We start from the raw sequence: 12,083 nt of genomic DNA on the forward strand, positions 1-12,083 counted from the left end.
GCAGCTGAGCGGGGTGATCGGGTGTATTCGCGGCTGCTTCGGCGCTCATGTGGGGACCTGGGCGGTGATGGCGTCTGCCCAGAGCAGGCCGCTGCAGATCAGGGCTGTGCCGAGCGGAAGGAGGACGGTGCCTGGGCCGGAGGCCAGGAGGACGTGCAGTGGGGCGGCGTTCATCAGGTGGCCCAGGGCGATGCCCAGGAGTGGGAGGGCGGACAGGACTACGGCGCTGGCTCGGGCGCCGGCCAGGGCGGCTGTGGTTTTGTCGCGAAAACGTATGCGGCTGGACAGGTCCGCTCGTGCGGCGGTGAGCAGGTCGGCCAGGGCCAGGCCGTGGTGGTCGGCCAGTTGCCAGGCGTCGGCGATGCGGGCGAGTTCGGCGGCGATGATCGATTCGGGATTCCGCAGGCCGGCTGCGGCGGACCCGCCGAGCCTGCTGCGTGCCGAGCCGACGGCGAATGCGCGCGCCGCGATGCCCTCGATCTCCCCGGCCGCGACCGCCGCGGCGGCACTGGGATGTGTACCGACCCGCAACTCGCCTATCACGGTCTCCAAACCCTCCAGCAGCGCAACGCATTCGGCCCTGTGCCGCTGGGCCGCACGAGCGCGTCGTCCACGTAGACCGGCTGTCAGCGCCAGAAGCAGGGCCGCGAGGAACGCGCCTATTCCGGCCAGGGCCGCTCCCGCGACGCCGAGATATGCGGCGATCCGGAACAGCCTGTGCGGCGGTAGTTTTCGCGCACGACCGCGCATACCGAACATCGCCAGATACCGCCGGGCGCCCGATGTGGGCGGCACGGCGAGTATTGCCGCTGACAGGCAGGCCAGGGCGAGTGGCGGCGTCATCGGGCCTCCCGTTCGTCCAGCAGACGACGCAGTGCTGTGGCCGCCGGTGTGGGTGCGTCGTCGGCGCGCCAGGCCGCCTCGATGTGGACCCGGCCGTCCGGATCGCGTACGACCAGGCCGATCTCGCACAGGGCGCGTGCGCCGCCGGGACCGCGACGCACATGCAGGATCACCTGGACGGCCGCGGCCAGCTGGCTGTGCAGGGCGGCGCTGCTCAGCCCGCCCAGTGCCGCCAGGGCCTCGAGCCGCGCCGGGACCTCACGCGGCGAGTTGGCGTGCACGGTGCCCGCGCCGCCGTCGTGACCGGTGTTGAGCGCGGTCAGCAGATCGATCACTTCGGCGCCGCGCACCTCGCCGATGACGATGCGGTCCGGGCGCATGCGCAACGCCTGACGCACCAGATCGCGAACGGTCACCGCGCCGGCGCCCTCCACATTCGGCGGACGCGCCACCAACCGCACCACATGCGGATGCGGCGGGGCGAGTTCCGCGGCGTCCTCGACGCAGACGATGCGCTCGGCCGCGTCGACCTTGGCGAGCAGCCCCGACAGCAGAGTGGTTTTCCCCGCGCCGGTCCCGCCCACCACGAGAAATGCCAGCCGCCCGCGAATGATGCGCTCCAACAACACCTTCGCCTCGGCCGGGACCGACCCGGAGGCGGCCAGCGCATCGAGCCCCTGACTCGCTGGACGCAGCACCCGCAACGCCAGGCAGGTGCCGCCGGGTGCGATCGAGGACAACACCGCGTGCAGTCGCACACCGAACGAATCCCCCAGCACACCGCTACCTTCCGGCAGACGCCCGTCCACCCACGGCTGGGCGTCGTCGAGCCGTCGTCCGGCGGCCAGCGCGAGACGCTGCGCCAAGCGCCGCACCGCGGCCTCGTCCTGGAACACCACCGACGCCCGCTGCAACCCCTGCCCGCGATCCACCCAGACCGAATCGGGCGCTGTCACCAGCACATCCGACACCCGCGGATCGTGCAGTAGCGGTTCCAGCACCCCGGCCCCGGTCATCTCGGTCTGCAACAGCCGCAGCACCCGCAACAGATCCGTATCCCCGAGCACCCCACCCGCCTCGGCCCGGATCGCCGCCGCAACCCGTGCCGGATCGGGCTCGCCCGACTCGACCGCCAGCCTTTCCCGCACTCGATCCAACAGCTCGTCGGTCACCAGCGCGCTCATCGAATCCTCCCCTCCCGCAGCACGATTCCCACCTCACCGATCGTCTCGACAGCACCCGCACAGGCCCGCGATCCTCGTCCGGCGCGAAACCGCACTCGACACGACGTGCCTCGGCACACCCGAGGCGGATCGGCGAACGTTCAAGCTGGAACGCAGTTTCCGTAGAACGAGCTGCGGAAAGTTCGGCGGTTCACTTGTGGTGGCGACCAGCGTGCACCCGAGACCGACTGGTGCACTTGCATTTGCGAGGCCATCCGTCGAGTCCCGCTGAACATCCAACACAGGCGCTACGAGGGTGATGACCTCGGCAAAGACGATTCGCGGATATCCCTGGCGCGGCGATGTTTTCGCATTTTCGCCGATGCGGACTCGCGGATCATCGGTCGTCTCCGGTCAAAAGGGACAGGACCGATTCGGCCGCTGTTCGGAGGGGGCCGCGCGGAGTGGTCAGGCCGGTGCGTTCGAGTTGGCCGGACAAGCCCGGCTGGGTGCGGACCGCGGCCAGGAGGGGGATGCCGAGGGCCTCGGCGACCTCGTCGCCGTGCAGGCCGCCGGGGGCGGGACCGCGAACGACCAATGCCTGGTTGGGATTTCGGCGACGCACATGAGCCACGGCGGCGCGGGCGGCGGCGATCGAGCGCAGCCGCGGTGTCGCGACGAGGACGACCAGATCCGCACCGTCGAGCATCTGATCGGCGTGCGGGCCGCGCTCCCGGGAGATATCGCAGACGACCAGATCGCCTGCGGCACGGCCCGCGTCGAGTACCGCGCGCACCGCGCCGGGACCGATCTCGGTGGGGTCGGTATCGGGGGTGGCCCGGCCGCAGGCCAGCACGCGCAGGCCGGGCGCGGCCGCCGGTAGTGCGTCGCGCAGGGTCGCGGCGGGCACCCGGCCGTCCTCGACGACAAGATCGGGCCAGCGCAGACCCTCCTCGGATTCGACGCCGAGCAGCAGATCGAGGCCGCCGCCGAACGGATCGCCGTCGACCAGGATCGTGCCGGGGCGGAAGCGAATCGCGGACGCGGTCAAGGCGATCGCGCCGGCCAGGATGGACGCGCCCGCACCGCCGCCCGTGTCCACGACCGCGACGACCGCGCCACCCCCCTCGACGGAGACGCCCGGTTCGGCGAACACCTCGATCAGCCGATCCGCGGCCGCGGGCAGGCCGAGCACCAGTTCGGCGCCCCCGGTGATCGCGGCCTCCCACTGCTCGGCCCCGGGTTCCCCCTCGCTGACCAGGATGATGCCCGGACGACGCGGATATCCGGCCGCAGCGCATTCGTGTGCTGCGGCCGTGTCGAGAATCACGATCGCGGCATCGGTCCAGGCGTATCTGCCGATCGGCATCGAATGCTCGGCCAGCTGCCGATCGGCGGCGGCCGCGATGCGGCGAACCTCCTCACGCAGCCGATGTCCGGAGACGAGCATCAGGGCCGGAGGCTGCTCCGCTGTAACGGAATTCATGCAGGTCAGCCTCGCCCGAATGATGTCGCGCCGCCAGAGGTGACCGCCCGGTTGTGGATAACTCCGGGGGTGTGAGCAAAAACAGAACTCCCGGTACCACCTAACAGACCCGCGAAATCCACCGACCGACGGCGGGAGCGAGGCGGGGCCCGGACGAAAAGGTCCGGAAATAGAGGACGGCCCCAGCCGGGGGGGGAGGAGGCTGGGGCCGTCTGGGTTCAGCCCCGGGGGGTCGGGCTGAACGCTCCTGGACTATGTCCAGGTGCCAGCAATACTACACCCAGGGCCGGGCCGAAACGCAAGTGCAGCGAAAGAGGAAGTTTTCACCATCGATCCCGGCATCACGGCGGCAAATCCGATCGGCGGGCGGTTCCACCGCCCGCGTCGCCCCTGGGCATCCCGTCCGGGCGAAATTTCCCTATCCTGGACCGCGTGACGGCCGAGGGCGACCAGACAGCGGCGGAAGATCCGATCAACGCGACAGATACGAATGGGCAACGAAGCGAGCGAACGAGTGCACGACCGGGACGCGTAGCGGCGTTCTTCGATCTGGACAAGACGGTGATCGCCAAATCCAGTGCCTTCGTGTTCAGCAAGCCGTTCTTCGACCAGGGCCTCATCGATCGCCGGACGGTACTGGAGAGCAGTTATGCGCACTTCCTGTACATGCTCTCGGGCGCCGATCACGACCAGATGGAGCGGATGCGCGAACACCTGACCAAGATGTGCGCGGGCTGGGATGTGGCCCAGGTCCGCGCCGTGGTCGCCGAGACACTGCACGATCTGGTGGATCCCCTGATCTACGCCGAGGCGGCCGATCTGATCGCCGACCACAAGATCCGCGGCCACGATGTGGTGATCGTCTCCGCATCCGGTGAGGAGATCGTCGCGCCCATCGCCGCCGCACTCGGTGCGACGTACACCGAAGCCACCCGCATGGTCGTCCAGGACGGTAAGTACACCGGCGAGGTCGAGTTCTACTGCTACGGCAAGGGCAAAGTCACCGCAATCGAAAAACTCAGCGCCGCAGAGGGTTACGACCTGTCCCGCTGCTACGCCTACTCCGATTCGGTGACCGATCTGCCGATGCTTTCGGCGGTGGGACACCCCACCGCGGTCAATCCGGACCGGAATCTGCGGCGTGAGGCCATCTCTCGCGACTGGCCGGTGCTGACGTTCTCCAATCCGGTCTCGCTGTGGGCGCGCATCCCGGCCCCGTCCTCGACCACCCTCGCGGCGACGATCGCGCTCGGGCTCAGCGCACTGCTGGCGGGAGCGATCAGCTACCGGCTGCTGCGCCGACGGGATTGAGACGAGCCGTATCGACCGTCCCGCACACCCGTCCGGGACCAGCCCGCGCGACAGGTGCACTGCACAACCTCTCCAGGGAACCACGAAACGCCGGTTGACGTGCCGGTTTCTAAAATGTCTCCACAGGTCTTGAATGTGAGGCGGCTCACAGGTAAGAATGAATTCACGGAAGGACGGAAGGCCAGGATCGAGGCGGAAGAGAAGCGTCGAGCCCCCATCCCACCCTTCCCAGCACGGACGCCAGGCACCCACGCGGAGCACGCCGCGACAGGGCAGCAGCGTTGTGGGCCTGCGAAATTCGGGTTCTTGTCGGCGATGGCCTCGCACAGGTTGCGGGGATGAACCGGCAGGGTCCGGAGAATCGCCGAGGCCGCAGAACACAACCCAAACAAGCACGCTTGGTAACCGGGTGGTCCGTGCTAGCGGGCGGTGAGGTCGTCGACGACACGCCGCCCGTTTTGGTGTGCGGCGACGGAATCAGACGCTGTCGGCGATGGAGCGAGCCTCCCGAGCCCCGTCCTCGAATGCCCCGCAGCAGAACACGACCCAGCCGCCGACGCCCTCGACCGTGCCCGCGCCGAACGCGGTCGCCGCATCCAGATACGCCTGCCGCCGACGCAACCAGAACACCTCGGGCACACCCAGACTGTGCGGGTCCAGACCGCTGGACACCGAAACCAGTCGCGAGGCCGCCCGCGCCACGACACCGTCACCCGTACCGAACGGACGCAGGGCGAGCAATTCACCGTGCACCACCGCCGCGACGACGGGTGCGGGCGCATTCGAGGTCAGTACGGTCTGCGCGAGGAGATCCAGCCGTTCGGCGATATCACCGCCCGCACGCGGACGCCCCAGCTGTTCGGGATCCTCGACCAGATCCGCGGCCGCGAGCAGATGCAGCCGGGCCAGCGCCTGCAGCGGAGCCCGCTGCCACACGCCGGCCAGGTTCTGCAGCGCTTCCCCGTCCAACGCCTGTCCGACCCGCAACGCGCCGGTCAGAATCGGATCCCCGACGCTCCCGGGCTCGGGCAGTTCGGTACTCCCGCCATCGATCGCCGCCGAGGACCGCGCCGCACGCACCGCGGCCTCCGCGGCCGTCGTGGGCCATCCCCGCCGATTAGCCTGATGCCGATGCACCTCGGCCAACGCGTCGCGGGCCCGATCGGCCGCATCACGCACACCGGGCAGGTCGACCAGGGGTTGCAGGACGTCACTCACGAGTGCACACGCTACTCGAGCGCCGAACGCCTGCCGGAGGGGATCATCCTGGACCCGAGACGACGTCTGCACAGGGTCCGGACAAAAACAGTCCCCGGTACTCACGTCTCGAGTCGTGAACTTCAGTCGTCGCTTCAGTTTCGTACTCGGGGCTGACGTGCCGGGGGCCTGGCCAGGTGCTTTCCAACTTCACATCATCTTCGGACGTCTCTTCCGATCATGTTCTGTTGTTCCGCATTCCTGGTGTATAGCTGATTCTCCTCCTCTTCTCGGCGACGTCAAGACCTGATCCGAAGAATCTTCATATCCCTACCTGCGGGTTCGTCGTCAGTGCGCACCCAGCAGGTCCCGGCCGGGGATGGCCTCGAGCAGGTTGCGGGTGTACTCCTCGCGGGGTTCGGTGAAGACCTCGTCGGTCGTGGCGGACTCGACGACCTTGCCGCTCTGCATGACCAGGACGTCGTCGGCGATCTGCCGGACGACGGCCAGGTCGTGGGTGATGAACAGGTAGGACAGGCCCAGTTCGGCCTGCAGATCGTTGAGCAGGGTCAGGATCTGGGCCTGGACCAGGACGTCCAGGGCCGAGACCGCCTCGTCGCACACCACCACCTCGGGTTCGAGGGCCAGTGCGCGGGCGATGGCGACCCGCTGACGTTGCCCGCCGGACAACTCGTTCGGATATCGGCGCATCACCGACGCGGGCAGCGCCACCTTGTCGAGCAGATCGCGCACCGTGGCCTCCCGCTGTGCCGAATCGCCGATCCGGTGAGTGCGCAGCGGCTCCTCGATGGTGCGGTAGATCGAGTACATCGGATCCAGCGAGCCGTAAGGGTTCTGGAAGATCGGCTGCACTCGACGCCGAAAAGCGAACGCGCCCTTGCGATCCAGATCGGCGATGGACTTACCCTCGAATGTCACCGTGCCCGAGGTGGGTTCGAGCAGACCCAGCACCATCTTCGCGACCGTCGACTTGCCCGAACCCGATTCGCCGACGATGGCCATCGTGGTCCCGCGGCCCAGGCGGAACGAAACCTCGTCCACGGCACGGAATTCCGTGGACTTCCAGGGTGATCCGCCGCGCACCTTGAACACCTTGGTGAGCCGCTCGGCGACCAGGATGTCGTCGGTGACCGACGCGACCTCGGCATCGGCCGCGGCGACCCGCTCGGCGACGTGCACGGCCCGCTCACGCACCTGTGCGCGACGGCTCACCGACGCGCGCTGCTGCGCCGCCAGCGACGGCGCGGAACTCACCAGCCGCCTGGTGTACTCGTGCTGCGGTTCCCGCAGAATCCGCAGTGCCGGACCGGATTCCACCACCCGGCCGCGATACATCACCACCAGATGTTCCGCCCGCTCCGCGGCCAGCCCCAGATCGTGGGTGATCAGCAGTACCGCCGTACCCAGCTCGGTGGTGAGTTCGTCGAGATGATCCAGGATGCGCCGCTGCACGGTGACGTCCAGCGCCGAGGTCGGTTCGTCGGCGATGAGCAGCCGGGGACGACACGCCAGCCCGATCGCGATGAGCGCGCGCTGGCACATACCACCGGAGAACTCGTGCGGATACTGGTTGACCCGGCGCGCCGCGTCCTCCATCCCCGCCTGCTCGAGCAGGGCGATCGCCTGTCGCTTCGCGTCCTTGCCGCGAGCGACACCGTTGGCCTCCAACGTTTCCCGAACCTGGAAACCGACCTTCCAGACGGGATTCAGGTTGGTCATCGGATCCTGTGGCACGAATCCGATGCCCTGGCCGCGCACCGCGATGATCTCCTTTTTCGACGCGGACGCGAGATCCTTTCCGTCGAACAGGATTTCCCCGGAGGTGATCCGGCCGGTGCCGGGCAGCAGATCGATGATCGCGTGTGCCGTCGTCGATTTACCGGATCCGGATTCGCCGACGATCGCCACCGTCTGCCCGGGATACACGGACAGGCTCACGTCGCGAACCGCGGGCACCTGTTTGCGGTCGGCGGTGAAAGATACGTTGAGATCGCGGATTTCCAGCAGTGGACCGTCGTCGGATCGCCCGGGCTCGGCCACCTGCGCATCGGATGCCTGTGTCGCATCGGTCATTTCCGCACTCACCTCTTGCGCGCTTTCGGATCGAGCGCATCACGCACCGCGTCACCGAGCAGGATGAAGCTCAGCACCGTCAGCGCCAACGCCGTCGCGGGATAGAACAGGATCGCCGAGGTGCGGATCGACTGCTGGTCGGCGGCGATGTCCGAACCCCAGGACACGACCGAACGCGGCAGTCCCACACCGAGATACGACAGCGTCGCCTCGGTCACGATGAACACACCCAGCCAGATGGTGGCCACCACGATCAGCGGCCCGGCCGAGTTCGGCAGCACGTGCCGAACCAGCGTCCGCAGCGGGGACACGCCCAATGCCTTTGCCGCCGTGACATATTCACTGCTCTTGGCCTGGATGACCGCACCGCGCGCGATGCGTGCGGCCTGCGGCCAGGTGAACGCGGCCAGAATCAGGATCACGGTCCAGATCGTGCGCGAATTCAGCAGCTGCATCAGCACGATCGCCGCCAGCACCAGCGGCAGCGCGAAGAAGATCTCGGCCACCCGGGACACCACCGAGTCCAGGATCCCGCCGTAGAACCCGGCGATCGCCCCGAGCGTGCCGCCGATCAGCACGAACAGGATCGCCGCGCCGATACCGCACAGCACCGAGGCCCGGGTGCCATAGATGGTGCGGGCGTAGACATCACATCCCTGTAGGTCGAAACCGAACGGATGACCCGGGCGATGCGCGGCCATGCTCATCGCGGTATCGCAGTAGCGCGGATCCTGATCGGTGAACAGCTGCGGCCAGGCCGCGACGAGCAGCACGACCACGATCAGCAGCGCGCCGACCAGGAAGATCGGGTTGCGCCGCAACTGCCGCCAGGCATCACGCCAGATACTGGTGGGCGTACCGGCCTCGTCGACCCGGTCGATGGCCAGCACCTCCACCTCGTCCGGCGGCGCGACGAAATACTCCTGGGTACGGCGGGTGACGCCGTAATCGTTGTCAGGCATAGCGAATCCGTGGGTCGAGGGCGGCGTAGAGCAGGTCGACGACGAGGTTCGACAGCAGGAAGATGACGATCAGCACGGTGACGAACGACACCACGGTCGGCGCCTCGCCGCGGATGACCGCCTGGAACAGTGTGCCGCCGACGCCCGGAATGTTGAAGATGCCCTCCGTGACCACCGCACCCGCCATCAGGGCGCCCAGATCGGTGCCCAGGAAGGTGATCACCGGGACCATCGAATTGCGCAGGATGTGCACGCCGATCACCCGCCGCCGGCTCAGGCCCTTCGCCGTCGCGGTGCGCACGTAATCCGCGGTCATGTTCTCCGCCACCGAATTCCGGGTCAGGCGCAGCACGTAGGCGAACGACAGCGACCCGAGCACGATCCCCGGCACTATCAACTGTCCCCAGGGGGCCTTGCCGGAAACGGTGACCGGCGCGATGCCCCACTTCACGCCGAGCAGGAATTGCGCGAGGAAGCCCACGACGAAAATCGGCACCGCGATGATGACCAGACTGATCACCAGCAGCGTCGAATCGAACAGTTTGCCCTTGCGAAGCCCGGCGACCAGTCCGAAGGCCACCCCGAAGACGGTCTCGACGACGAGGGCGATCACGCTGAGCCGCAACGTGATCGGGAACGCCCGAGCCAGCTCGGCCCGCACCGGACGCCCGGAGAACGCCGTGCCGAAATCGAGGGTGAAGATGCCCTTCAGATAATCCAGATACTGAATGATGAACGGCTGATCGAGATGGTAGCGAGCACGCAGTGCGGCTTCCAGCCCGGGCGTCATCGGCTTGTCACCGGCCAGCGCCCGGATCGGATCACCCGGGATGAGGAAGATCATTGCGTAAACGAGCAGCGTCGCCCCGATGAAGACGGGAATCATCTGAAGCAGCCGCCGCACGACATACCAGGCCATGTGCGCCTCCGCGGTCGATGGCCGGGGCCGGGCCGATCACCCGACGGGCGGGAGATCGGCGCGGCCCCGGCTCTGGGCAACTAGTTCTTCTCGATGTTCTCGAAGTCGAACAGACCGGACCAGGCCAGCTTGGCCGACTTGACGTTCTGCGAATAACCGCCCGTGCCTTTGTAATCCAGCACCGGGATGTCGGCCATGTCCCGGAACAGCACGCTCTGGGCCTGGGTGATCACCTTGTAGGACTCCTCCGGCGTCGCCGCGGACTGGGCCTGGACCAGCAGGTTGTCGAACTCGGGATCGGAGTAGCCGACATCGTTGGTTTCCGAGCCGGTCTGGTACTGCGAGGTCAGGAATTCCAGCATGGACGGATAGTCGCCCTGCCAGCCGTAGCGGAACGCCTTGCCGATCGTCTTGCTGTGCACCTGATCCCGGATCTGCTTGAACGTCGGCAGCGGTGCGGCCGAGGCGTCGATGCCCAGGGTGTTCTTGATGCTGTTGGCCGTGGCCTCGACCCACGCCTGATGGGTGCCGTCCGCGTTGTAGGCGATCTCGAACTTGCCCGACCACGGCGAGATGGCGTCGGCCTGCGCCCACACCTTCTTCGCCTCGGCCGGGTTGTATTGCAGCACTTGGTTACCCGGCACATTCGGGTTGAAGCCGGGCAACGTGGTCGCGGTGAAGTCCTTCGCCGGGCCCTTGGTGCCGTGGAAGATGGTGTCGGAGATCTGCTCTCGGTTGATCGCCATCGAAATAGCCTGGCGCCGAAGCAAACCCTCCTGACCGCCGAAGTGCGGCAGCGAGCTCTGGATGCCGATGTGCTCGCTCTGCGCGGTCGGCTTCACGATGGCGCGGTCGCCGAGGTCCTTCTTGAAGGTGGTCAGCGCGTTGTTCGGGATCCGGTCGATGGTGTCCAGATTGCCGGCGAGCAGATCGTTGTAGCCGGCCTCGTAGCTCTGGTACATCTTGAACGTCAGGCCCTTGTTCTTGGGCGGCCGGCCACCGTGGTAGCTGGGATTGGGCACCAGGTCGATCGAAACCTGGTGCTGCCAAGCGCCATTGCGCGCGAACTCGTAGGGACCGTTGCCGATCGGGTTCTCGCCGAACGCCTTCATGTCCTTGTAGGCCACGCTGGGCAGCGGATAGTACGGCGCGAAGCCGAGCTGCAGGGTGAAGTCGATCGACGGGTTCTTCAGGTCCACGGTGAAGGTGCGGTCGTCGACCACCTTCAGGCCCGACATCGTCTGCGCCTTGGGCGGATTCGAGGCGAGGTCGTCGTAGCCCTGGATCAGGCTGAACACCCAGTTCTGATTCTGGCCGTTGGTGCTCAGGGCGCCGTAGTTCCAGGCATCGACGAACGACTTCGCCGTCACCGGTTCACCATTGGTGAATTTCCAGTCCGGCTTGATGGTGATCGTGTAGTGCTGGCGATCTGTCGAATCGATCGACTGGGCCATCTCGTCGTGCGCGTTGCCGTCGGCGTCGTAGTATTTCAGCCCGGCCCACAGCCGATCCACGACCCGGCCACCCATGTTCTCGTTGGTATTGGTCGGGACCAACGGATTCTGCGGCTCCGAAGCGAAGGTCGTGACGACCCCCTCATCACCTCCGTCACCGGACGAACATCCGGTCAACGCCAGGCTCGTGGCCAGCAACACGGCCGCGCCCAGCGCGGTGAACGTCTTGAGTCTCAACGCAGTTCTCCCGTTTCGTGCGGAGCGAGGCAGACGGCGACGCGTGTGGAGATCGTCCGGCACTGGTCGTTCGTCCACCTCAGGTGAATCGGACAGTAGCCATACAACCGGTTGTTGTCAGCGGATCGACCCTGGTTCGTCGGTCTTGTTAGCAAACCAGCAACATCAACGACGCATTGGATCCGGTTCGGGTAACACCTTGCACAATCGCCTTGGCACTGCGACGAGTTCGCGATCCGTTCACCGCACTCGCATCGCAGGTGGCCGGAGGTCCGGCGAAATCGGTGCGACGCCGACCGACAGGACCTGACCACAGCGCAGGTCACGGTCCGTTACTGTCGGAATGTGGCCGCGCTCACCCCCGGCCGGAAGCATGCGACAGAAGAGGCGAGATGACCGAGAACACCGCTGATCACC

General features: G+C 67.0%; 9 protein-coding genes. 1 reads left to right on the forward strand and 8 read right to left on the reverse strand.

The annotated features are described in order from the left end of the window. Positions 1-45: 45 nt before the first annotated feature. From NM2_RS29545 to ssd, 3 genes are all read right to left on the reverse strand, one after another. Positions 46-843 (reverse strand): type II secretion system F family protein, encoded by a 798-nt coding sequence (locus NM2_RS29545; protein ID WP_067675426.1) that lies wholly within the window; start codon positions 841-843, stop codon positions 46-48. After that, positions 840-2,027: a TadA family conjugal transfer-associated ATPase gene (locus NM2_RS29550; RefSeq protein WP_067675429.1), complete on the reverse strand. Its 1,188-nt coding sequence runs from the start codon at positions 2,025-2,027 to the stop codon at positions 840-842. The genes NM2_RS29545 and NM2_RS29550 overlap by 4 nt, the downstream gene beginning before the upstream one ends. Positions 2,028-2,403: 376 nt before the next feature. Next, on the reverse strand, positions 2,404-3,492 hold the full coding sequence (ssd, locus tag NM2_RS29555) for a septum site-determining protein Ssd (RefSeq protein ID WP_084531677.1): 1,089 nt from the start codon (positions 3,490-3,492) through the stop codon (positions 2,404-2,406). 471 nt (positions 3,493-3,963) lie between these two features. On the opposite strand from ssd, the gene NM2_RS29560 reads away from it, so the two are divergent. Beyond that, positions 3,964-4,803 (forward strand): HAD family hydrolase, encoded by an 840-nt coding sequence (locus tag NM2_RS29560; RefSeq protein WP_067675461.1) that lies wholly within the window; start codon positions 3,964-3,966, stop codon positions 4,801-4,803. Between the two features lie 477 nt (positions 4,804-5,280). Here NM2_RS29560 and NM2_RS29565 read toward each other — a convergent pair whose 3' ends face one another. The 5 genes from NM2_RS29565 to NM2_RS29585 form a co-directional block, all read right to left on the reverse strand. Beyond that, positions 5,281-6,021, reverse strand: a complete 741-nt coding sequence (locus NM2_RS29565; protein ID WP_067675432.1) for a Fic family protein — start codon at positions 6,019-6,021, stop codon at positions 5,281-5,283. Between the two features lie 327 nt (positions 6,022-6,348). Then, complete coding sequence (locus NM2_RS29570) at positions 6,349-8,094, reverse strand: dipeptide ABC transporter ATP-binding protein (protein WP_067675435.1); 1,746 nt, start codon at positions 8,092-8,094, stop codon at positions 6,349-6,351. An 8-nt stretch (positions 8,095-8,102) separates the two neighbouring features. After that, the gene (locus NM2_RS29575) at positions 8,103-9,056 is read right to left on the reverse strand and encodes an ABC transporter permease (RefSeq protein WP_067675439.1); all 954 of its coding nucleotides are present in this window, start codon (positions 9,054-9,056) and stop codon (positions 8,103-8,105) included. After that, positions 9,049-9,975, reverse strand: coding sequence for an ABC transporter permease (locus tag NM2_RS29580; RefSeq protein ID WP_067675443.1), 927 nt, complete (start codon positions 9,973-9,975; stop codon positions 9,049-9,051). The genes NM2_RS29575 and NM2_RS29580 overlap by 8 nt, the downstream gene beginning before the upstream one ends. Positions 9,976-10,055: 80 nt before the next feature. Then, positions 10,056-11,666 carry a peptide ABC transporter substrate-binding protein gene (locus tag NM2_RS29585; RefSeq protein WP_067675446.1) on the reverse strand — a complete coding sequence of 537 codons (1,611 nt, stop codon included), beginning with the start codon at positions 11,664-11,666 and terminating at the stop codon, positions 10,056-10,058. Positions 11,667-12,083: the final 417 nt, after the last annotated feature.

The sequence above is a fragment of the Nocardia miyunensis NBRC 108239 genome (assembly GCF_001613065.1).
GTDB classification, from domain to species: domain Bacteria; phylum Actinomycetota; class Actinomycetes; order Mycobacteriales; family Mycobacteriaceae; genus Nocardia; species Nocardia miyunensis.